This is a genomic window from Microvirga sp. Mcv34 (assembly GCF_024519725.1).
In the GTDB taxonomy this organism is placed as follows: Bacteria; Pseudomonadota; Alphaproteobacteria; order Rhizobiales; family Beijerinckiaceae; genus Microvirga.
The window spans coordinates 1-22567 of record NZ_JALJRK010000072.1 but is presented as its reverse complement, the minus strand read 5'-3'; the positions used below and the strand labels follow the sequence as shown (position 1 = coordinate 22567).

Sequence of the window (22567 nt, the reverse complement as noted above, 5' to 3'; positions counted from 1 at the left end):
GACGGCGTTCAAGGCCGAAATGGCCAGGATCGACGCCGCCGGGTGATCCCTACCAGACGACCGGGTGCGTCTGCCCGGTCGCCACGTTCACGAAGCCCTGCGGAGCGGCCTCGCACGGGGCGACCAGAACCCAGCGCCAGGGCGCGCAGGTGAGGGTGGCGAATTGCAGCCGCTCCGGAAAGCCCGGAAACCAGCGTGGCGAGAAGGTCGGCTCATAGAGCCACTCGATGTTTTCGGCCGCCGTATAGAGTTGCTGCATCTCGCTATCGAGTTCTTCCGCCGGGCGCTGAGTCATCAGGCCGCCGATCTCGTAGCGCACCTCTGCCAGAACCTTGCCGCCGCTGACGAGAACCCAGCCGCCGCCGATCTCCGCCACCCGGTTCGCCACCATGGCCATGGCCTCGTCGGACGAGCCGACGATCCAGAGATTGTGCTTGTCGTGAGCGACCGTGCAGCCGACGGCGGTGTCGGGCGTCTTGGGGCCGCAGCCGAGCCAGAACATGCGGGAGATGCGACCTTCGCCCGAGAAGCGGTCGACGATGGCGAATTTCGTGACGTTGCGCGCCGGATCGCGCTGGACCTCGCCGTTCGCGACGGGCAAGTCCATCGTGATGAAGTCGTCGTGCCAGTGGAACGGGCGCAGCAGCGCGACCTGCATCGTGTCCCGGCCGGGCTCGGCCGGGACGGCGAAATCCTGCGGCTCGATCCTACGGCGGATGTTCACGGTCTGCGATGCCCATGCCGGCCAGTGGATGGACGGCAGCGGACCGAGGTAATCCTGTCCCTTCGACACAGGTTTGCCATCTGCCCAGACCTCCGCAATCGCAAGCGTCGTCACATCGTTGAGCAGCACGATATCGGCGAAACGCCCCGGAGCGATGCTGCCGACCCAGGGGGTGAGGCGCATATGGCGGGCCGGATTGATGGTCACGCACTGGACCGCGACTTCAGGCGAAAGACCCGACTGGATCGCGAGGCGGACATTGTGGTCCGTCGCACCCATCCGCAGCGTATCCGAGGCGCTGCGGTCATCCGTGGCGAATGCCACCTGCGACCAGTCCGAGAGACCGCGCTGGAGAAGGCCGGAGATGATCTCCGGCATCGAATGCGGCCTGATCTCGATGAAGATGCCGTGCCGCAGCTTGTCCCAGACCTCCTCGGCCGTCCAACCCTCATGATCCGAGGCGAGGCCTGCCGCCGCAAAGGCGTTGATGGAGTTCAGGTCGCGCAGACCCGCGCCATGTCCTTCCACCACGCCGCGCTTCTCGAACGTGGCCCGGATCATGCCCCAGAGACGCTCGTGCGACGGATTCTCCGGGTTCCAGACGGCCGGCCAGTCCATCACCTCGTCGAGGCCCGCGACCATGAGGCTTTCTTTCAGGAAGCTGACCTGCTCGTCGTACCCGTAATAGCCGCCACCCCACTCATAGGCCGTCGGCGGAACGGCCGAGCCGGGCAGGGGGAAGATCTTCATCGGCGAACGATGCCGACGAGCGGTGAGCCAGAATTCGAGATTGTTCACGCCATCGACATTCGAGAACTCGTGGCTCGCCTCGCAGGTCCAGGTATTGCCGCGCGGCAGCACGAGGGCGGCTTCGTATTCGGGCGTGAGGTGCGAGCTCTCGATATGCTTGTGCACCTCGCCGAAACCGGGAACGGCCGCGAGATCGCGCCTGTCGGCATGGGCGAGAGCCGTTCCAGGATATGTTCCCGCAGGTCCGGTCCAGGCGATGCGCCGGCCGCGGATGGCGATCTCCTGGTCCTCCTCCCATGTGCGTGTATGAACGTCGAGCAGGCGCCCGACTCGCAACAGCATATCGGCCGGCCGCTTGCCGAGAGCCACGAGAACGAGATCCTGCCGGATGCGCACCTCGTCCGCGGCATTCACCAGGAGATCGTCGGGAAGCGAGGCGGATGGGGTCACGGTGCACCTGTGGCTATGGTCAAATTCGATCCGGTGTCGGATAAGCAGCCGAACGGACTCACTGCAAGGTTTCTAGCCCCGTCATGCCTCACGTAAAACCCCGGCACATCGTCATCGATACGGATCCCGGAATCGACGACGCCATCGGCATCCTCCTCGCGCTGGCCTCGCCCGAATTCTCCATCGCGGGAATCACGACGGTCGCGGGGAACATCGGCATCGACACGACGACGCGCAATGCGGGCCGTTTGCTTGCCTTCGCCGGCCAGCATGACATTCCGGTGTTCGAAGGCGCGGCCGCGCCCCTGTCGCGGCCGGGGCCCGCCCCCCTGAACCTGCACGGCAAGGACGGCATCGGCGGCGTCGCTCTGCCAGCTCCCGCGCGGCCGCCGGAGAGCCGACCCGCCGTCGAGTGGCTGGCGGACCTCCTGCTCAGCGAGCCGGCAGGATCGGTCGACATCTTTGCACTCGGTCCGCTCACGAATGTCGCGCGTCTCGTTCTCGACCATCCGGATGCCGCCAAGCGTATCGGCCGGATCATCGCCATGGGAGGCGTGATCGCCGAGGCCGGCAATGTTGGTCCGCGATCCGAGTTCAACCTCTGGGCCGATCCGGAGGCTGCCGACGCGGTCGTGTCATCCGGGCTTCTGCTCGTGCTCGTGCCGCTGGACGTCACGCGCCGGGTCCGCGCCACGCGGGACTTCACCGCGGCCTTGTCGGCCTCCGGCAAACCGCTTGCTTCCATGGTCGCCGATCTGATCGAATCCTACTTCGAGACCTCGACCCATCAGGAGAGCCGTCCGCTTCACGACCCGTGCGTGATGCTGTTCGCGCTCGCGCCGGACCTCTTCCGCCTGGAGAATTTGCGTCTGAGCGTCGGCACCGGGCCCACCGAGGAGGCGGGGGCTTTGACGGTCGATGAGAATGGAGCGCCGGTCCAGGTCGCCATGGGCGTCGACGGTCCGGCGGCTCTCGAACTACTCGCCAGGACATTGGCGGCGTTTTGAGCCACGACCTTTCTGGAGAATGCGATGCAGAATGAGCCGCCCAAGCCGGAACTGGACGAGGAGACGATCGCCTTCGCGCAGAGAGTTTTTCAGCATGCGAGGGCAGGTCACGGGCAGGAACTCGGGGACTTGCTGCGCATGGGGCTGCCGCCGAACCTGCGCAACGAGAAGGGCGACTCGCTCCTGATGCTCGCGAGCTATCATGGGCATGTGGACACGGTGCGGGTTCTCCTGTCGCATGGAGCGGACCCGGAACTCGCCAACGATCGCGGGCAAACTCCACTCGCCGGCGCCGCCTTCAAAGGCGACATGGCAACGGTTCAGTGTCTTCTGGACGAAGGCGCGGATGCCAACGGCCGCAGCGAAGGCGGCAAGACACCGCTCATGATCGCCGCCATGTTCAATCGTGGTGAGATCGTCGAGGCGCTCCTCGCCAGGGGCGCGGATCCTGCGGCAAAGGATGCGGGCGGTCTCACGGCTGAAGCGCTGGCAGCCGCGATGGGAGCCGCCGACACGGCGGAACTGCTTGCCAGGGCCGCGCAGAAACCCTGAGGTCAGGCGGGACCCAATGGCTTGTGGGCCGTCAGCAGACCGTAGATCATCGATCCTGTCGCATAGGCCAACCAGATGCGGGGAAGGCTCAGGACAAAGATGCGATTCCGGGAGCGTGCATCGAGCAGGTAGCGCCGATATCGCGGTTCGGTGAGGAGCTTCCCCGCCACACGTCCTGCGCAAAGGGCCCAGGTGCGCCTCACCTTTGTGCTGAGATCCTCGATGCCGTCGACCGTGAATCCGGCTTTTTCGGCCCAGGCGCAATATTCTGTTGCGCTACCCATCCCAGGCAGGCGGCCTTCGCGACAGATCGGCTCAAGGAGAAAGCGTCCTTCCCAGGGCGCGGCCCTCTCCCGGGCGAGCCAAGCACAGACGGCGATCCGCCCGCCCGGCCTTATGGTTCGATAGGCCTCGTCGAAGAAGCGCTGCTTGTCGGGCATGTGCTCGGAACTCTCGATGGCGAACACATGATCGAAGGCGTCATCCTCGAAGGTGTTTGCGAGCCAGTCCTGGCGCATGAACTGCAGCAGTGGCGACCGGGCCGCGCGCTCTTCGGCCTGAAGGAACTGTGCGGACGAGAGGGTTATTCCGGTGACGCGAACCTCGTAATGCTTGGCAAGCCATTCCGCCGTCGCGCCATAGCCGCAGCCGATGTCACAGACGTGCTGACCAGGCTCGAGCGCCATTGTTTCGGCCAGACGTGCCACGAGGGTCTCAACCGCTTGATCGGGCGTTTCCCGCCCGGTCGTCCAGAGCCCGTGATGAACATGCTCGCCCCAGATCTCGCGGTAGAACGGATCGAGTTCGTCGTAATGGTCCGCGACGGAAGCCGGCGTCTGAGGCTCCCTGGGGACGATCATGGCGCAAAAAGTACGCTGTTCATGGCTTCCTCCCGAACGCGGGTCAGCGTCGCGACATGCCGCATAGCGGCTGGCCACAGGCGAGAGAGATGGAACACCACCTGCTGGCCGGCCGCGTGTCGCACGGTTTGGTTCAGGGCGGTGGCCAGCCGGATCGAGCGGCGGATATCGGACTTGACCCGCTGGTGGAAGATCGACGCCGCCCTGCCATGATCGAGGAAGATCGATGCGGCCAGACATCCGCTATGCAGGGCGATCGACATTCCTTCACCGGTGAAGGAGGGAATGACGCCGACCTGATCGCCGAGCCTGAACAAGCCTTGTGGTTCCTGCCGATCCGATGCGTGGAGAAAGCCGTAGGGAATTTGGAAGATAGATAGCGGGCGCTCGAACAGCGGTTGGGCTCCGAGCAGGCGTCCGCCGAGATGCGGACATTCGTCCACGATGGAGTCGAGAAGGCTACCCCAGCTCTTGCCGACCCGTTCGAAGCTTTGCCGGGACACGGCGAGGCAGAGATTGGCGATACCCTGCTCGACCAGCTGGAGCCCGGCATATCCGCCGCGAAAGAGGATCACCTCGACGGCCCCGTCGAGGGTCTGCCGTTCTCTCGGTGCCAGGCGATAATGCATCTTGAAGCCGATGAGATCGTTCATGGCGTCGGCTGTCGGTCGTTTCTCCCCCCTGACATCGTGCTTTCCGGTGGCCAGGAAGACGCTGTCCGCCGCGAACGATCCCCTCGGTCCCATGTCGATGGCAATATGCGTGTGGTCTGTAGAAATGGACCTCACGGCTAGACCTCTGAGGATCCGGGAACCGCAGGCTTCGGCCTTCCGCAGCAGTGCCTCATCCAGAACCCTGCGGGACAATCCTCTGGCGACGAAGGGGAGGCCGACTTCGATCCGGTTGCTTTTCCGGACGAGGCGCAGGCGCGAGATCCGGCTCGCTCCGAGAGCATCGAGGCCGATTCCGAGGTAGGTCAGGTAAGTTTGAGCCTCGATGCTCAGGAACTCGCCGCAGACCTTCTCCCGGGCTGTCGCATCGCGCTCGATGACAAGGACGGGCCGGCTGGCCTCTGCGAGAATGCAGGCTGCGGACGCACCGGCGAGACCACCGCCGACGACAACGACCTCCCCCTTGAATCCAGGCCTCATTTCAACCGGCTCACGCAAAGGCGGAAGGATGGATACCAGCGGATCCGGACCGCTCCGGGTTCGAGACCGGCCGATGCCAGAATCGCCTCCCAATCCTTCCGGCGGAAGCTGCGGGCGATCGAGATCGGGCCGTCGTGCCGGACGAAGCGATGCCAGCGCGCCGCCCAGGACAGCGCCCGAAAGAAGTGGAACGGGATGGGGTGGCGGTAAAGGTCGGCGATGAACCAGCCGCGCGTCGCGACCCTCTCCATCCATCGGACGAAGTCCGCAAGCTCGGCATTCGTCATGTGATGCGTCGTCTGCGAGCAGATGATGAAGTCGATGGGATATTCGGGCTTGAAGTCGAAGACGTTGCCGGTTCTGAAATCGATGGCGACACCTGTAGGCGTCGCGGCGCGGGCGATCGGCTCGCTCATGGGATTGAGATCGACCCCGACCAGATCGACGGGCCGGTTCCGGCGGCGGCTCCAGTCATGGATCCGCCGCAGCAGGTCGCCGTAGCCGTATCCCACGTCGAGAACCGTCACACGCTCATGGGGGGCCAGCTGACGGGTGGCCCGGTCGAGCCATTTCAGGACGGGACCGTGGGTCATCGTCACCACGTTGACCGTGGCCAGATCCTTCAGGCAAGCGCGGTAATCCTCGAGGCTGACGGACTCGGTGTCCATCCATTCCGTCTCTGGGCTGCGCTCGGCGAAACTCCGGCCCATGGGTGCCTCTATTCGACAAGGCTGAAACGGAATGTTTCAGCCACGAGCCCTGGACCGAAGGCCATTCCGAAGCCACTCGAGTTCCGGGGAGCATTCTGCATCATCCGACCAAGAACGAACATCAGCGTGGCGGAGGACATGTTGCCGAAGTCCCGCAGCACGCCGCGGGACCAGTTCAGCGCGTCGGGTTCGAGATCCAGGCCCTGTTCCACCGCGTCGAGGATCGTTCTCCCACCCGCATGGACGGCCCAGAGGTCGAAATCGTCCTTGTGCTGTCCGCGCAGAATGCCGCCATCGTCGTTGCGGATCGCCTCATGACGAAGCGCCCTGGTGATCTGTTGGGGAACCTCGCCGGAAAGGCTCATTTCGAATCCGGCATCGCCGATGCGCCAGGTGATGAGATCCTGAGTGTCGGGGATCGTCGCGACGCGGAAATCCTTGAGTGCGATGCCAGTCGGTTCTGCCGAAACGAGGCTCGCCGCGCATCCGTCGCCGAAGAGCAGGGCGCTGAGGACCACCTCGATATCGGAGGTCTCCTGAAGATGGAGCGTGCAGAGCTCAAGGTTGACGACCAGTACCTTGGCTTTAGGTTCGGACCGGACGATGTGATGCGCGACCTTCAGGGCATTCACGGCGGCGGCGCAGCCCATGAAGCCCACCAGGGTCCGCTCGATGGACGGATCGAGCCCCAGCCTCTCCATGATCTGCTGGTCGAGCCCCGGCGCCGTGAACCCGGTGCAGGAGGCCACGACCATGTGGGTGATCGATGCGAGATCCTCGTTCAGGTCGAGAGCCTCGATGGCTTGCTGCGCGAGGTCGACCGCGTGGGTCTCGAACCGCTTCATCCGGGCGCCCGTCCCGGCGAACCGGCCCGGGTGGAAGAAGCCGTCCTGGTCGGCCGAGGCCTCCAGGTTTTCGCTCGGGGTGAGGGTCGAGTAGCGATGTTCGATCCCGGACCGCTGGACCATCCGCCTGAAGATCAGCTTGTCTTTCCGCTCCGGCAGGAACTGGTCCATGAAGCCGATGAAGGTCTGATGGACATCGTGCTGCGGCACGGCTGTGCCGATCCGGTTGATATATGCGCCTGCCAAACGAGCCATCCTGCCGATCTCTGGCTCTGGCTTATCGTTCTAGCGATCACAGAGCCCCATGGAGGCGAAGATAGGGCAGCGCGAGATTGCGGAAACGAAAACAGGCGCAGAAGTCGCACCCTCAGGTTCAAGAATGCGAGAGGGGTGCGGCTACGCCCTCTGTCGAGGGTGAAGCAGTCGGAGCCGTACCCTGCGGCAGGTCTCGCTTCAGCGTCTGCTCGCGGGCGAAGATGAACAGACCGGCGGCCACGACGATGAAGATGCCGACCAGCGCCATGGCATCGGGCCATTCGTCGAAGAACAGCGCGCCGATGGCCAAGGCCCATAGGATCTGGCTGTACTGCGCCGCTCCGAGCCGGTCGGCCGGGGCGTATTGCGTCGCGACGATGAATAGGGCCTGAGCGACGAAGGCCGTTGCCGCGAAGGCGAGCAGCAGCGCCCATTGGTGGGTTGAAGGCCAGGCGAAGCCCGGAACCATCATGATACCGGCGATCACGGTCGTCGCCAGGAAGACGGTGCCGATCAGGGTGAAGCGCTTTTCCGTGTGGCCGATCATCCGGCCCGTGATGACGCCGCCCGCCGCGCACAAGGCTCCCGCGAGCGCAGCCATGTGGCCGGGCAGGAGCTCCTTGAAGCCGGGGCGCACGATGATCAGGACGCCGACGAAGGCGGCGCAGACCGCAAGGCCGCGGCGCCACCTGACATGTTCCTTCAGGATGAAGATCGACAGGATCGTCACGAGGCTTGGCATCAGGAACAGCAGAGCAAAGGCCTCGGCGAAGGGCAGGTTCCGGAAGGCTATGACGCTCAGTGGCGTCGTGATTGCGATCAGGAACACCCGGAGCCCCATGAGCCACGGTCTGTTCCACCGCACAAGGTCGGCGATGCGGTCGCCGGGTTTCATGAAGACCGGCGACAGTAGCAAAGGGATGAGATAGCCGAAGAACGTCACCTCGAAGGGATCAAGACCATGGCCGATCTCTTTCACCACCGCGTCGCCCCAGGCGAAGACGGCGAAGGCGAGAAATGCGAGAACGATACCTTTGACCATGGTCCGACAATCCCGCGAGGCAGCGGCGGTGAGGATGCGAAAGGACTGCCCGTCGCGACCGGCGCCCAGATGGGATGAAGACGATAGGGGAATTATCGCGGCATGACGAGGCGGGGGCGCTTGCGTTCGACCACCACGACCTTCGGCCCGTCCGCGCGCTCGGGCATCAACACGCGCTCGGGAAACCGCTCGGAACGGCGTGCCAGGGGCGCCGACTTCAGCACGACGGGACGCACCTCGTCCTGCGGGAGACCCATGAGCTGCGAGGCGATCTCCACCTGGCTCTCGATATCATCCGTCAGGCCCTGGGCTGCGATGATCGCCTCCTCGAGGACCGGGGGCTCCACGCGGGTCACGCGCCGGTTTCGGCTTTCGGACGATTTCTTCTTTGCTAGCATTGGGCTTCTCCTGGGCAGACCCCTTAACCCATTGGACTTCCGACTGCGTAATGCGCGATTGAGGCGGCAGGGCTGCATCCAGCGCAAGCGAGGCCGAATCCCTATCCATGATGCTGAACGCGACCCGACGGTGACTTGATCCATGGAGAGCCACGAAAATGCGGGAGTCAGGCGGTTTTTGCGGTGCTTCGCAATGAGCGCCGATCCATGTGAATAAGCTCCACCGCTGATCGGTGCGATGGCGCCGGGACTCGACCCAGCCGCTCCGGTCGGCCATTGATGACCTTAAGGTATGGCTCTTGGGATCCCATGTGGAACCTGAGCCTGACAAATGGCCAAATGGGCGTCGCGGCCCGCCCCTGAAGGAAAGGCATTCTCCGTGTTTACAGCCAAGATTCTTCTCCTCGGATCGGGCGAACTCGGCAAGGAGTTCGTGATCTCGGCCAAGCGCTATGGCTGCCATGTGGTCGCCTGCGACAGCTATCCCGGCGCTCCCGCCATGCAGGTGGCGGACGAGGCCGAGGTCTTCTCCATGCTCGATGCGGATGCCCTCGGACGCGCCATCGAGAAGCACCGGCCCGATTTCATCGTCCCAGAGATCGAAGCGATCCGCACGGAGGTCCTGCAGGATTTCGAGAAGAGGGGCTTCACGGTTGTACCCTCCGCGCGGGCAGCCTCGCTGACGATGAACCGGGACCGCATCCGGGAGCTCGCCGCGACCGAACTCGGCCTGCGCACCTCGAAGTACCGCTATGCCGAGAGCTTGGAGGAGGTCAGGGCAGGGGCCGAGCACACGGGGCTGCCCTGCGTGATCAAGCCGGTCATGTCCTCGTCGGGCAAGGGCCAGAGCACGGTGCGCACGGCCGACCAGCTGGAGCAGGCCTGGAAGGACGCCGTGGCGAACATGCGCGGGGACCGGAAGAAGGTCATCGTCGAGGAGTTCATCGCCTTCGAATATGAGATCACGCTCCTGACGATCCGCTCCCGCGAGGGCGTCTCATTCTGCGAGCCCATCGGACACCGTCAGGAACGGGGCGATTACCAGGAGTCCTGGCAGCCGACTCCCATGACCGATAAGTTGCTCGATGACGCCAAGGACATGGCCCGAAAGGTAGTCGACAATCTAGGCGGCTACGGGATCTTCGGCGTCGAGTTCTTCGTCACCCGCGACGAGGTGATCTTCTCCGAACTCTCGCCGCGTCCCCATGATACGGGTCTGGTGACGCTTCTGTCCCAGAACCTCTCGGAGTTCGACCTGCACGCCCGCGCCGTGCTCGGCCTGCCGATCCGACAGGTCCGGCTGCACGGTCCCACCGCCTCCGCGGTGATCCTGGCCGATCGGGAATCCGAGCGGTTCAGGATCGAAGGGGTGCGGGAGGCTCTTGCGCTCGGATCCGCGAACTCCGATGTGGAGGTGCGCATCTTCGGAAAGCCCACGACCAGGAAGCACCGCCGCATGGGTGTCGCCCTGGCCTCGGGCCGCACGGTCGAGGAAGCGCGCGAACTCGCCCGAGAGGCGGCGGATCGGGTGAAGATCGAGTACGACAGCTGAGCGATTGTCGAACAGGCTCCCTTCGGGATGGTCTCGTGGCCATTCCGTGTCCCATCGGTCACAGTGATCGGATGAAACGCTTGGCCCTATGGCACTCGGGAGAGTGCAGCCTAGATTCGGACAAGCTTTGTCCGGCATCAACGAGAGGGCTGGCGGCTGACCAGCATTGCGATTGAAGACGATCAACTTTGAGGCGCTGTTCAGCGCCTCGCCCAACCCCTACGTGCTGCTGGATCTCTCCCTGATCATTGTCGGGATGAACGACGCGTACCTCAAGGCGACCATGCGCAAGCGGGAAGACCTTGTCGGACGCAACATGTTCGATGCCTTTCCGAGCGATCCGGATTCTCCGAGCCACCGGCAATTGCGGGGTTCCTTCGACAAGGTCATTCGCGATAAGTCCGCCGATTATCTCTCGTTGATCGAGTACGCCATTCCCCTGCCGAACGGCCAAGGCTTCGAGGAGCGCTTTTGGAGCGCAACCCATACGCCCCTCTTCAATGATGCTGGCGAAATGGCGTTCATCCTCCAGCACACGGTCGATGTGACGGAACTCCATCGGCTGCGGAATCTGGCCAAAAGCACGATCCTTTCATCCGGTCCTTCGGCCCTGATCGAGGGGGACATGTTCCGCCGGGCCCAGGCGGTCCAGCAGGCGAACGAGGTGTTGAACGCCGAGCAGCAGCGCCTGCGGGGGCTCTTTCAGCAGGCGCCCGGATTCATGGCGGCGCTGACTGGGCCCGATCATGTCTTCACCATGGCCAACACTGCCTATCTCCACGTGGTCGGCCGCGAGAATCTTATCGGAAAGCCTGTTCGCGAGGCTCTCCCGGAGGTGGTGGAGCAGGGCTTTATTCAGCTTCTCGACCGCGTCTATCAAAGCGGCCAGCCCTTCGTGGGGCGAAGCATCCGCGTCGTGCTGGAGCAGGGCGAAGGAGATGTCCAGGACGAACACTTCCTGGACTTCGTCTACCAGCCGATCTTCGATCCTAATGGGCATGTATCGGGCATCTTCGTGCAGGGGCACGACGTTACCGAACAGAAGCGCACCGAGGAGGCGCTCCGGGAGAGCGAGGAGCGGTTCCGTGCCATTGCCAACTCGGTCGATCAGTTGATCTGGGCGACCCGGCCCGACGGGTTCCACGATTACTATAATCAGCGCTGGTACGAATATACGGGCGTACCGGAGGGCTCGACCGACGGCGAGGCCTGGAACGGCATGTTCCATCCCGAGGACCAGGAGCGCGCCTGGGCGGTCTGGCGCCAGTGCCTGGAAACGGGCGAGCCATACCACATCGAATATCGGCTGAGGCACCGTTCCGGCGAGTATCGCTGGGTTCTGGGCCGGGCGCAGCCGGTGCGCGATGAAGAAGGCCGTATCAAACGCTGGTTCGGAACCTGCACCGATATCCATGATTTCAAACAGGCTCAGGACGCGCTTCGGGAGAGCCGCGAGCGGGCTCTGCGCACGGAGGAGGAAACCCGCAGGCTGGCTTCCATCCTGGCCGACCGGGTCACGGAACTCGATGAGGCGAACGAAGAGATTCAGCGCTTCGCCTATATCGTCAGCCACGATCTGCGGGCGCCGCTCGTCAACATCATGGGGTTCACCAGCGAGCTCGAAGGGGTCCAGGCAGAGATCGAGCAGCTCTATCAGAACATGAAGCAGGCCGATCCGCGCCTGATCTCGCCGACTGTTCGCGCTGCCATCGAGTCCGATCTCCCGGAGGCCATCGGCTTCATCCGATCCTCGACGGTCAAGATGGACAAGCTGATTGGGGCGATCCTGAAGCTCTCCCGCGAGGGACGGCGGGTCCTGGCACCGGAACCGATCGACATGGCGCAGATGCTCGAGGCTCAGCGCCGAAGTGTCACACACCAGTTGTCCGAGAAGGGTGCGGAGCTTCTGCTGGAGCCTGTGCCCGATCTCGCCAGCGATCGGCTCGCCATCGAGCAGATCTTCGGGAACCTCATCGACAATGCCGTGAAGTACCTTGAACCGACCCGGCCAGGCAGGATCGTGGTCCGAGGGCACGATCTCGGGGCCAATGTCGTCTACGAGGTCGAGGATAACGGGCGAGGAATCGATTCCAAGGATTTCGAGCGGATCTTCGATCTGTTCCGCCGCTCCGGTGTTCAGGATCAGCAAGGCGAGGGAATCGGACTTGCGCACGTGCGCGCTCTTGTGCGAAGGCTCGGCGGTACGATCTCGGTATCGTCCCGGCGAGGGGAGGGCTCGACCTTCACTGTCGTCCTGCCAAGCTATCTCAGTGTGAGTTCGGAAGCCGCCTGATGCCCCAGCAACAGCCTGTCACCATCATTATGGTCGAGGACGACGAAGGACATGCCCGCCTGATCGAGAAGAACATCCGCCGGGCGGGCGTCTGCAATGAGCTTCGGACCTTCGCCAGCGGGACGGCAGCGCTCGAACATCTGTTCAGCGATGACGTGCGCAATGCGGGACCGGTTCTGGTTCTGCTCGACCTCAACCTGCCCGACATGAACGGCGTCGACATTCTCGCCAAGCTGAAAAGCGACGAAAAGCTGAAGCGCGCGCCGGTGGTGGTGCTTACGACGACCGATGATCAGCGCGAAGTGCAGCGTTGTTACGATCTCGGCGCCAATGTCTACATCACCAAGCCGGTGGAATACGAGTCCTTCTCGCAGGCCATTCGTCAGCTGGGGCTCTTCCTGTCAGTCATTCAGGTGCCCGAGAGCCTATGAGCCAGGGCGCTGCTGAAACCGCGCCGATCCGGCTTCTGTACATCGACGACGACCATGGACTGGGCCGCTTGGTCGAGAGGTCTCTCTCTCGGCATGGCTTTGAGGTCAGACATGCCCTCAGTGGCGATGAGGGGTTGAGCCAGCTTGCCGCCGAGCGCTTCGACGTCGTCGCGCTCGATCATTTCATGCCCGGCAAGGAGGGGCTCGAGGTCCTCTCCGAAATCCGAACTCTTTCCGATCCGCCGCCTGTCGTCTACGTGACAGGAGCCGATGAGGGCAGGATCGCCGTCGCCGCCCTCAAGGCGGGGGCTGCTGATTTCGTGATCAAGGACGTCGGGGGCGTCTTTCTCGATCTCCTCCGAACGGCCGCCGAGCAGGCGCTCGCCGCCGAGCGGCTTCGTCAGGAGAAAGAAGCGGCCGAAAGGGAGATGCGAGAGGCGCGTGAGCGAGCCGAGATGCTCCTGCGCGAGGTGAACCACCGTGTCGCCAACAGTCTGCAGCTGGTCGCTTCCCTTGTCGCCATGCAGCAGCGGGCGCTCGGCAGCGATACCGTCGCGAGGGACACGCTGACTGAAACGCAGAGTCGCATCACGGCGATCTCGCAGATCCACCGCCGCCTTTACACCTCCAACGACGTGCGTTTCGTCGAAATGGATACCTATCTGGAAGGGCTCGTCGAGGAATTGGAAGGCGCGATGCGCGCAGCTGGGCGCGAGCATACGATCACATTAGTGGCTCAGCCCGTATCAATCCCGACCGACAAGGCTGTCTCCGTGGGCGTTATCGTGACGGAGCTCGTCACGAACGCATTCAAGTATGCCTATCCTGCCGGTGAAGCCGGTGATATCCGGGTCGCCCTGTCGTCCGATGGCGGACAGGCGGTGCTCGTCGTCGAGGATGACGGGATCGGATGGAAGGGCACCGGGGTGGTGCAGGGGAGCGGCCTCGGCACGAAGATCGTTCGTGCGATGGCAACCAACCTTCAATCCGCTATTCATTTCGATCAGGGTTATGCCGGGACGCGGGCCATCCTATCCTTCGCCATCTGACCTGCCCGACGAGTGGATCCCGTTAGCCTTTAAAAATAAAAGACAGGTGATTCCACACGAGTGGAAACGGCTCAACGCGCTTGGTTGTTCTTGGAGGCTCTGCCACTCAACCGCGCTCGGATCTCTCCGACAATGATGTTCAGCTCCCGTTGCAACCGGTTGAGCCGCGAGAGCAACTCTCCGTCCGGCATCCCCGTCGTGTTCGGGCGCTCCTCCCCGAGGGGCGCGGACTGCGTCATGCTCCGTAACTCCTCCAGTGTCGTCGGGCCGATATTGGGGACAGTCAGCCACTGGGCATCCGAGATGCTGGCGACCTCGCGGATGGTGGGGCACCGTCCTTTGAATTCAGCCAGGATCGCCCCCCGGACACGTCCGGAGCATTTCTCGATTGGAAATGGATCGTCCAAACCCATCTCGCGCCCTCGCACACCAACCAGTGAGATCCCGTCCATCAATGCCCGCCACCCTGGAACTTAGCTTTTTAGGACATTCAATGCGTAACGATTATATGCAGAAAAGAGCAGACGACCTTTAGGGGGTGAGGACATGCGTTAGGAGTAGCCAAATTGATTTCGCCAAAAAGCTTTGCGAATCTTGCGTTGATGCAAAGTCTCTCGCGCCAGGTAGCCCCGACCAGCCGAGGCCCAGCTCAAGCGATGGACCTATCTGAATTCCCCTAGGGCATCCTCTTAAAACACCGCTGGGCAACTGATTTTCCGAATATTAATCCGGTACATGGTCATTATTAGCCGGCAACCTTATTGAAGTCGTGGCCTTTGATGGGTAAGCAAGGAGATCGTGCCGTATTTCGCGAATCCAGAGGATTGAATGTCTGCAACCTCCGTCTTGATCAACCTCTTCGGTGAGATCGCCCTGCTTCTCTGGGGCATCAACATGGTCAACAGCGGAGTTCAGCGCGCTTTCGGCAGCGATCTTCGCTGGATTCTCGGGATGGCCCTGCGGACGCGCCTCCAAGCCTTTCTCGCAGGCCTCGGCGTGACAACGGTCCTGCAGAGCAGCACGGCGACGGCATTGATGGTAGCCTCCTTCACGGCAGGGGGCGCCGTCGACATCGTTCCCGCCTTGGCCGTGATGCTCGGTGCGAATGTGGGCACGACGCTCATCGTGCAGGTGCTGTCATTCGACGTCTCGCTGATCTTCCCAGCCCTGATCTTCGGCGGCTTCGTTGCTTATCGCCGCGGAAGGACGAGCCGGATCAAGGATCTCGGTCGCGTAACCATCGGTCTCGGGCTAATGTTGCTGTCGCTGCACCTCCTGAGCGAAACCATCAGGCCCATCGAATCGTCTAAGGTCATCAAGGACCTTCTCGCCGTCATCGCGCCCGACCCGCTGATCCTGGTGCTCCTGTCCGCACTCTTCGCGTGGCTCGCCCATTCCAGCGTTGCCGCGCTGCTCTTCATCATGTCGCTGGCAGGCGCCGGCGTCATCGACGCTCATTCGGCCTTGGTGATGGTGCTGGGCGCCAATCTCGGCAGCTCCCTCAATCCGCTGCTGGAGGGCACCGGGGGCGATCCCGTCAAGCTGCGCGTACCGTTCGGCAACTTCGCCATGCGGGTCATCGGCTGCCTTGTGACGTTTCCGCTGATCGATCCAATCCTGTCGGCCATGTCGGTGTTCGACCCGCATCCGGAGCGAATGGCGGCAAACTTCCACACGCTGTTCAATCTCGTGGTCGCGGCCATCTTCATCCTGCCGCTGCCGTGGATCGCCGATCTGCTCTTGAAGGTCTTCCCGGAGAAGCTGCGCGCCTCGGATCCAGGCACACCGCAATATCTCGACAAGGATGCTCTCGACACTCCGTCTGTAGCCCTGTCGAATGCGGCTCGTGAAGTCCTGCGGATGGTCGACACGGTCGAGTCCATGCTGCGAAGCTCCCAGGATCTCTTCCGGGAAGACGATATCAGCCGGGTCGACCAGGTGAGCCGCACGGACGACGTGCTCGACCGGCTGTTCAGCGCGATCCGCCGGTATCTGAGTTCGATCAACCACGAGACCTTGAACGAGGCGGAGGCGAAGCGCCTTTCGGACATTCTGGCCTTCGCGATCAACTTGGAGCATGTGGGCGACATCATCGACAAGAACCTGATGGAGCTGGCCGCCAAGCGCATCAAGAACCATCTGCGCCTCCCGAAGGACAGCCTTGAAGACATCACGAGCATGCATGGGAAGCTTCTGGAGCATCTGCAGCTTGCGGCGTCGGTCCTGATGTTCCAGGACCTGGGCTCCGCCCGCAGGCTCGTCTCCGAAAAGGAGCGGTTCCGGGATCTCGAACGGGCCGTTGCCCAGAAGCACCTCGAACAGCTCCGGTCCGGCCGGTCCGTCGGCGATACCAGTGCGCTTCAGCTCGACATCGTGCGTGATCTCAAGCGCATCGAGGCGCATATCGCCTCGACCGGGCATTCACTCCTCGAGCAGAGCGGAGAGCTCAAGCCCAGCCGCCTCACATCCTGACAGGGCCTACATCTTATCCATCAAGGCACGCCAATCCATGTACCGGACAGGCTCGGGAAGGCCGATGTCGCGCCGTTCGTGGTCGGTGAGTGCGCCCAGGTCACGGATGACGGGCGGCGTCTTCCGCAATCCGGGGCGAAACCAGAGCTTCAACCGCAGCCAAGGGCTCTCGACGCCGCGAAGGCGGCGCGCATCTTCGTATCTCATGACAGCCTACCGTGAGGGTTTGCCAGGGCCTCCGCGCCTCTGGTGATGGGAGTGAAGATGCGCCTGTCGGGAGACCTTGACAAAGCAAATGCCAATGGGCTGGCATAAGGCAGCCTTATGGATCAACATGCCTAAACCACCATCCAAACTTCCGCCCATGAGCGCCGTCAGGGTCTTCGAGGCGGCGGCCCGTCATCAGAGCTTCACCCGCGCGGCCGAAGAGCTCGGCATGACCCAGGCCGCGGTGAGCTATCAGATCAAGATCCTGGAGGACCGGGTCGGGGCGCCGCTGTTCAACCGCCTGCCGCGACAGGTGACGCTGACGGCTAAGGGCCGTCAGCTCGCGCCCGCTGTGACGGAAGCCTTCGAGGCCCTGCGGAATGCCTTCTCGGGTGTCGAGGACGCGGTTCAATCGGTTCTCTCGCTCACGACCCTGTCCACCTTCGCGTCCAACTGGCTCGTGCCACGCCTGGGACGTTTTCGACTGCTTCATCCCAACATCGCCGTTCAGATCTCAGTGTCGACGGAAATCGTGGAGCTTGTCCGCAGCGAATTCGACATCGGAATCAGGAGCGGTACGGGGGATTGGCCGGGGCTTGAGACCCAGATGCTGTTTCCCAACCAATTCATACCTGTCTGCAGCCCGGACCTGCTTCAAGGCGTCGACATGCGCGAGCCGATCGACATTCTCAAGCTTCCGCTCATCTCACCGGGCGATCCCTGGTGGCAGGATTGGTTCGCTGCGGCAGGAGAGCCGAATGTCGATCTCTCGCGGCGCCCGGACAATTCCCTAGGTGTGCAGCAACTCGAGGGCATGGCGGCCATCGCCGGCCAGGGCGTCGCGCTCATCAACCCCTTCTTCTTCCCCGAGGACCTGGCGTCGGGGCGCCTGGTGAAGCCGTTTGATCTCCTGGCCACGACCGACCGGAGCTATTGGCTCGTCTATCCGAAGGCGCGGCGGCGCTCCGCTAAGGTCGAGGCCTTCCGTGATTGGGTGCTGAGCGAGGTTGCGGGCGATAGCGAGGCGGCCGCTTGCAGGGCTGATACGAAAACCGGGGCATGACGCCCCGGTTTCGAAAAGGTCATTATTCTGCCGCCTGAGCCTCTGCGGGTTGGGCCTTCAGGTGCACGAGCATGTCGATCAGGGCCCGGTCGTGGAGAACGACCATCCGCTCCTTGTTGTGCAGCCAGCTGACCGCATCGTCGATCGTCTCCGCGTCGTCGAGCTTGGCCTCCGCCAGGGCGCGCTCCGTCTCGATGGTGCCACGCTTGCGGGGCAGGGCGGGCGGTAACATTTCAATGTGCCGTTCCCGCAGGTTGGCATCCTGATAGATGGCCCGGAGGCTGTCGGCATCGTCGAAGCCGAAGGTGGCGTTGCGGGCCTGCAGTTCGTTCGCCCGCGTCGCGATAGCCGGCGGCTGATGCTCCTCGGGAGTGCGCAGAAGTCCCAGTCGTTTCAAGGCTAGGCCGGCGCCGAGCTGGCCGCTGAGCCAGGACAGGGGAATCGCCAGCAGAAGGCCGATAATCGTAGGGGACATCCACAGGAACAGGGATGTGGCGATCATGAACGCCGAAATGCCGGCCAATGCGCCGAGAACCGTATGGGCCCGGTGGCGGCGCACGATGTCCTTGAACGGAATGGACCCGTCGTCGCGGCGCTGCGGCTGCCAGCCCGTGTCGCGTCCGAGCAGGATCTGGAAGACAGAGCCCGACTGAATGAGCATCAGGATCGGCGCCAGAAGCGCGGACAGGATCATTTCGATCGTGGACGAGATGATGAGCCGGATACCGCCTCCCGATGCTCGCCGTTCGCTGCCACGGATGAGCATCAGCAGAAGACCGAATATCTTCGGCGCGAGCAGGATTCCCATGGTGAGCGCGAAGAGCGCCAGGGCTCGCTCGGGGTCGAACCGGGGCCAGATCGGGTAGAGGCGGAAGTCCCGGGCGAAATATTCGGGCCGGATATAGGTGGTCTGCAGGACGAGCGCGATACCGACGATCAGCTGGAACAGCCAGAACGGCGAGGCCAGATAGGACATGATGCCGGTGGCGAAATGCTGCCGTGTCGGGAGCTTCAGGCCCTTGGCCGTGATGACCCGCATGTGCTGGAGATTGCCCTGGCACCAGCGCCTGTCACGCGCCGAGAGGTCGATCAGCGACGGCGGGCTCTCCTCATAGGAGCCTTGAAGGTCCGCCAGCATATAGACGGACCAGCCGGCACGACGCAGAAGCGCTGCCTCGACGAAGTCGTGGCTCAGGATGTGCCCGCCGAAGGGAGGCTTGCCCCTGAGATCGGGGAGGCCACCATGGGCCGCGAAAGCCCGCGTGCGGATGATCGCGTTATGGCCCCAGTAATTGCCGTCGCGCCCCATCCAGACCGCGAGGCCCATGGCGATAACCGGGCCAGTGACCCGGGCGGCATATTGCTGGAGCCGGGCGAAGAGCGTGTTGCGGTTGATGATGAGCGGCAGCGACTGGATGATGCCCGCGTCGGGATCGGCTTCCATGGCGGCCGCCAGCCGCACGATGCACTCCCCGGTCATGAGGCTGTCGGCATCGAGCACGAGCATGTGCTCGTAATGTCCGCCCCAACGGGAGACGAAATCGGCGATGTTGCCGGCCTTGCGGTGATGGTTCTTCTGGCGGTGCCGGTAATAGAACCGCGCCCCGGGGCCAAGGCGCTCTCTTAGGGCAAGGAACGCCCGCTCCTCCGCCACCCAGGCATCCGGATTGGTGGTGTCGGACAGAATGAAATAGTCGAAATGCTCGCCGAGCCCGGTCGCTTCGACTGATTCATAGATGGCTTCCAGGGCGGCATAGGTGCGATCCGTCTGCTCGTTGTAGACGGGCATGACGATAACGGTGCGCTGCTGCAGGGAAGCAGGCAGCGGGCCTCTGTGCCCGGGACGACGCAGCAGGGCGAGAAATCCCAAGAGAGCACTGGTGAAGGCGACCGCGATCCAGGAGAAGTTCACGGTGAACAGCGCGACGAGGACCCACTGGAGCGCCGTCGTGCGGCTCACCGACACCACCTGGTACATCTCGTAGGTGCCATAGGCCGTCAGAAGCAATCCGCCTCCGAAGACGAAGAGACGGGCGAGCCAAGTCCCCAGCTTCGGATGCTGGTGCAGCGGCCGGCGCTCCTCCTTGTCCGACCAGCGGCGAAGCGACTGGGTCGGCATGTCGAGATGCTTTTCCGGCGGCATAGAGGGTGCAGGCCGTCCGAGGGCAGCCACATTCGGGTTTGAGTCGGGACTTACGGTGTCCAACGATAAAGCCATGTCTCGCTAATCGGTTTCCCGCCTGCTTCAAGGATCAGGCGCATCTCACACGCGTTTTCGTTGCCCGGGTCAAGCTCGAACGCAACACGTACTGTCTTTCGTTCCGGATATGGCAAAAGTTTGAGGTTCTGAAACGTTCCAGGGCCAACGGTCAGAACCGATTTTAGGTCCCCCGGCAGATTGTCACCGAGCACGTCGCCGGTAAAGTCGACCGTGAACCGCCGTCTCCTGCCACCGCTGCCCCGGCCCGAGCGTGTCGCCAGCACGGTCGCGAGAGGTGGCCGTTCAGGCGCATTCCATCCCCAATATTGCCGGTACGCGATGGCAACCTCGGATCCGGCTGCCATAGGCGCCTTCGGGCGCCAGTAGGTGAGAATATTGTCGTTGATTTCTGAGTCGGTCGGAATTTCGAGCAGTTGAACGCTGCCTTGGCCCCAGTCGCCCAGGGGTTCGATCCAGAGGCTCGGCTTGCGCTCGAATTTCTGGTCGTCGTCCTGGAATGCTTCGTAGGAACGCTCCCGTTGCAGCAGACCGAAGCCACGGGGAGAGCTGTCGACAAAGGCCGAAATCTGGAGGGTCTCAGGATTATGCAGTGGACGCCACAGCCACTCGCCCGAGCCGTTCAGCATCTGGAGCCCGGAGGATTCGTAAACAGCGGGACGAATGTCGTCCGAGTTCAGAAGATCGTTTGGTCCGTAGAGATAGGTCGATGCGATGCCGCCGAGGCCCACATGCTCCAAGTTGACGCGAGGGAAAAGCGTCATTTCCACGTCCACGATGGTCATGTCACCGGGACGGAACGTCATCCGGACCGCACCGGTGGTCGATTCCGAATCGAGAACGCCATGCACGGTGATGGCGTTGCTCCCAACGGCCGGGCGTTCGAGCCAGAACGCGCGGAAAACCGGGAATTCCTCTCCGCGTGCTTCCGCCGGCCGCAGGGTCAGGGCGCGGGCAATGGCACCATAGGACTGGCCGCGTGCGATGGCGCGGAAGAAGGTCCCACCCTGAACGAAGGCGAAATCAAACGGTTTTCCGTTTCCAAGCTGCGCGATCAGCTTGAAGCCGGAAAAGCCGATATCCGCCAGATTGTTCGGCGGATTGATGCGGCCGTAGTCGAACAGGGTCGGGTTGAAGGCGATGCGGCGAACAGCGCCATCCTCAACGAGGTACAAATCTACGGCGTCCCTGAAGACGAAGCCGCGATGAAGCGGCTCGACGGAGATGCCGCGATTGTCCGTGCTCCAGATGGCCGGCTGGTTGTAGCGGATGGTGGAGTATTGTTCCTGATTCAGGTTGCCGAATACATCCGGCAAGTCGTTCGGGGCTGCCGCATAAGGCTTCTTTGAGAGCTGCCGCGCGATATCGATCACGACTGCCGGGTCGAACCGCTGATTCTCGCCCATCCGTGCCGAAATCGTAGCTTGGGGTGTTTGGGCTCGTGCAAGGGGCGCGTATGCGAGCCCGGCGACGGAGACGCCGAAATAGGCCAGCATGTCGCGCCGGCGAGGATGGAAAGGGGACGAGCCCCTTGGCGGAACCGGCACAGCGATACTCTTGTATGAACGAGGCTCTTCAGCCAGACAGTCGGAATGCTCTATACATATCGTCAATCGTGAGCATGAAGTAAACGAGGCCGGTGGTGGAAACCGCCTCATTCCCTATGAAAAGATTGCCGAAATACCCCTTCCGACTAAGCTCCACGCCAAAGTGTCACCGGATTGAAACTATATGACCTCGACCGACTCCTTCAAACCTTCGTCATCCCGGAGCTGCCTTGCCGTCGTTCTGGCCGCCGGCGAGGGGACCCGGATGAAATCCGGGAAGCCCAAGGTTCTTCATCAGGTGGCCGGCCGTTCGATGGTGGGCCATGTGCTTGCCACCGTTTCGATCGCCGGTGCCACGAGCGTCGCGGCGGTCATCGGACCGGATCGTGAAGACGTGGCGAAGGAGGTGCGGAGGAGCTTTCCCGAGGCCCGTATCTTCGTCCAGAAAGAGCGTCTCGGCACGGCTCATGCGGTTCTGAGCGCCCGGGAAGCTCTCGACCACGGAGCCGACGACGTCATCATCGCGTTCGGCGATACCCCGCTCGTCCAAGCGGAGACCTTCGCCCAGCTCCGGGCGCCGCTGGCGCAGGGAGCCGGCGTGGTCGCCATGGGTTTCCATGCGAAGGATCCCACAGGCTACGGCCGCTTCATCACGGCGGGCGACGAACTGCTGGCCATACGCGAGCACAAGGACGCGAGCGAGGTCGAACGGGAGATCACCCTCTGCAACGGCGGATTGATGGCGATGCGTGGCGATTTGGCGCTCACGCTGCTCGACCGTGTCAAGAACGACAACGCCAAGGGGGAGTATTATCTCACCGACGTTGTCGAAATCGCGCGAGCCCTCGGACATCGGACCGCGATCGTCGTCGTACCAGAGGAGGAGGTGCACGGGGTCAACGACCGGGCGCAGCTTGCGGCGGCGGAACGGATCGTTCAGGACCGTCTGCGCCAAGAGGCCATGGCATCGGGCGTGACCCTCATCGCCCCT

At 63.0% G+C, this 22567-nt stretch carries 20 protein-coding genes; 9 read left to right on the top strand and 11 right to left on the bottom strand.

Annotation, left to right across the window (positions count from 1 at the left end):
• Positions 1 to 49 precede the first annotated feature (49 nt).
• The gene (locus tag OC446_RS24130) at positions 50 to 1924 is read right to left on the bottom strand and encodes an adenine deaminase (protein ID WP_262031557.1); all 1875 of its coding nucleotides are present in this window, start codon (positions 1922 to 1924) and stop codon (positions 50 to 52) included.
• An 83-nt stretch (positions 1925 to 2007) separates the two neighbouring features.
• On the opposite strand from OC446_RS24130, the gene OC446_RS24125 reads away from it, so the two are divergent.
• Positions 2008 to 2931, top strand: a complete 924-nt coding sequence (locus OC446_RS24125) for a nucleoside hydrolase (protein WP_262031556.1) — start codon at positions 2008 to 2010, stop codon at positions 2929 to 2931.
• Positions 2932 to 2955: 24 nt separating this feature from the next.
• Positions 2956 to 3483, top strand: coding sequence for an ankyrin repeat domain-containing protein (locus OC446_RS24120; RefSeq protein ID WP_262031555.1), 528 nt, complete (start codon positions 2956 to 2958; stop codon positions 3481 to 3483).
• A gap of 2 nt (positions 3484 to 3485) precedes the next feature.
• On the opposite strand, the gene OC446_RS24115 is transcribed toward OC446_RS24120, so the two are convergent.
• The 6 genes from OC446_RS24115 to OC446_RS24090 all read right to left on the bottom strand — a co-directional run bounded on the left by OC446_RS24115 (position 3486) and on the right by OC446_RS24090 (position 8744).
• Positions 3486 to 4343 carry an SAM-dependent methyltransferase gene (locus tag OC446_RS24115; protein WP_262031554.1) on the bottom strand — a complete coding sequence of 286 codons (858 nt, stop codon included), beginning with the start codon at positions 4341 to 4343 and terminating at the stop codon, positions 3486 to 3488.
• Entirely contained in the window at positions 4340 to 5494 is a 1155-nt protein-coding gene (locus OC446_RS24110; RefSeq protein WP_262031553.1) for an NAD(P)/FAD-dependent oxidoreductase, read from the bottom strand. Before OC446_RS24110 ends, OC446_RS24115 begins: the two co-directional genes overlap by 4 nt.
• Complete coding sequence (locus OC446_RS24105; RefSeq protein ID WP_262031552.1) at positions 5491 to 6204, bottom strand: methyltransferase domain-containing protein; 714 nt, start codon at positions 6202 to 6204, stop codon at positions 5491 to 5493. The genes OC446_RS24110 and OC446_RS24105 overlap by 4 nt, the downstream gene beginning before the upstream one ends.
• Before the next feature lie 8 nt (positions 6205 to 6212).
• Positions 6213 to 7304, bottom strand: coding sequence for a type III polyketide synthase (locus tag OC446_RS24100; protein WP_262031551.1), 1092 nt, complete (start codon positions 7302 to 7304; stop codon positions 6213 to 6215).
• 118 nt (positions 7305 to 7422) lie between these two features.
• On the bottom strand, positions 7423 to 8346 hold the full coding sequence (locus tag OC446_RS24095; RefSeq protein ID WP_262031550.1) for a DMT family transporter: 924 nt from the start codon (positions 8344 to 8346) through the stop codon (positions 7423 to 7425).
• Positions 8347 to 8438: 92 nt separating this feature from the next.
• Complete coding sequence (locus OC446_RS24090) at positions 8439 to 8744, bottom strand: hypothetical protein (protein ID WP_262031549.1); 306 nt, start codon at positions 8742 to 8744, stop codon at positions 8439 to 8441.
• A gap of 379 nt (positions 8745 to 9123) precedes the next feature.
• Between OC446_RS24090 and purT the strand changes: the two genes are divergently transcribed.
• The 4 genes from purT (at position 9124) to OC446_RS24070 (ending at position 14069) form a co-directional block, all read left to right on the top strand.
• Positions 9124 to 10296, top strand: a complete 1173-nt coding sequence (gene purT, locus OC446_RS24085) for a formate-dependent phosphoribosylglycinamide formyltransferase (protein ID WP_262031548.1) — start codon at positions 9124 to 9126, stop codon at positions 10294 to 10296.
• A 172-nt stretch (positions 10297 to 10468) separates the two neighbouring features.
• Positions 10469 to 12589 (top strand): PAS domain-containing protein, encoded by a 2121-nt coding sequence (locus tag OC446_RS24080; protein WP_262031547.1) that lies wholly within the window; start codon positions 10469 to 10471, stop codon positions 12587 to 12589.
• A complete protein-coding gene (locus OC446_RS24075; protein WP_262031546.1) occupies positions 12589 to 13020 on the top strand; it encodes a response regulator in 432 nt (143 codons plus the stop codon). The genes OC446_RS24080 and OC446_RS24075 overlap by 1 nt, the downstream gene beginning before the upstream one ends.
• The gene (locus tag OC446_RS24070) at positions 13017 to 14069 is read left to right on the top strand and encodes a sensor histidine kinase (RefSeq protein WP_262031545.1); all 1053 of its coding nucleotides are present in this window, start codon (positions 13017 to 13019) and stop codon (positions 14067 to 14069) included. The genes OC446_RS24075 and OC446_RS24070 overlap by 4 nt, the downstream gene beginning before the upstream one ends.
• 71 nt (positions 14070 to 14140) lie before the next feature.
• On the opposite strand, the gene OC446_RS24065 is transcribed toward OC446_RS24070, so the two are convergent.
• The gene (locus tag OC446_RS24065) at positions 14141 to 14308 is read right to left on the bottom strand and encodes a hypothetical protein (RefSeq protein WP_262031544.1); all 168 of its coding nucleotides are present in this window, start codon (positions 14306 to 14308) and stop codon (positions 14141 to 14143) included.
• Between the two features lie 589 nt (positions 14309 to 14897).
• Between OC446_RS24065 and OC446_RS24060 the strand changes: the two genes are divergently transcribed.
• Complete coding sequence (locus OC446_RS24060) at positions 14898 to 16541, top strand: Na/Pi cotransporter family protein (protein ID WP_262031543.1); 1644 nt, start codon at positions 14898 to 14900, stop codon at positions 16539 to 16541.
• A gap of 6 nt (positions 16542 to 16547) precedes the next feature.
• Here OC446_RS24060 and OC446_RS24055 read toward each other — a convergent pair whose 3' ends face one another.
• Positions 16548 to 16748 (bottom strand): hypothetical protein, encoded by a 201-nt coding sequence (locus OC446_RS24055; protein ID WP_262031542.1) that lies wholly within the window; start codon positions 16746 to 16748, stop codon positions 16548 to 16550.
• 127 nt (positions 16749 to 16875) lie between these two features.
• Between OC446_RS24055 and gcvA the strand changes: the two genes are divergently transcribed.
• Positions 16876 to 17811 carry a transcriptional regulator GcvA gene (gcvA, locus tag OC446_RS24050; protein ID WP_262031541.1) on the top strand — a complete coding sequence of 312 codons (936 nt, stop codon included), beginning with the start codon at positions 16876 to 16878 and terminating at the stop codon, positions 17809 to 17811.
• Between the two features lie 22 nt (positions 17812 to 17833).
• Here gcvA and mdoH read toward each other — a convergent pair whose 3' ends face one another.
• Positions 17834 to 20029, bottom strand: a complete 2196-nt coding sequence (gene mdoH, locus OC446_RS24045; RefSeq protein ID WP_262031540.1) for a glucans biosynthesis glucosyltransferase MdoH — start codon at positions 20027 to 20029, stop codon at positions 17834 to 17836.
• Positions 20005 to 21525: a glucan biosynthesis protein gene (locus OC446_RS24040; protein ID WP_262031539.1), complete on the bottom strand. Its 1521-nt coding sequence runs from the start codon at positions 21523 to 21525 to the stop codon at positions 20005 to 20007. Before OC446_RS24040 ends, mdoH begins: the two co-directional genes overlap by 25 nt.
• Positions 21526 to 21760: 235 nt before the next feature.
• On the opposite strand from OC446_RS24040, the gene OC446_RS24035 reads away from it, so the two are divergent.
• Positions 21761 to 22567: NTP transferase domain-containing protein (locus OC446_RS24035; protein ID WP_262031538.1), on the top strand; the 807-nt coding region annotated here is incomplete at its 3' end.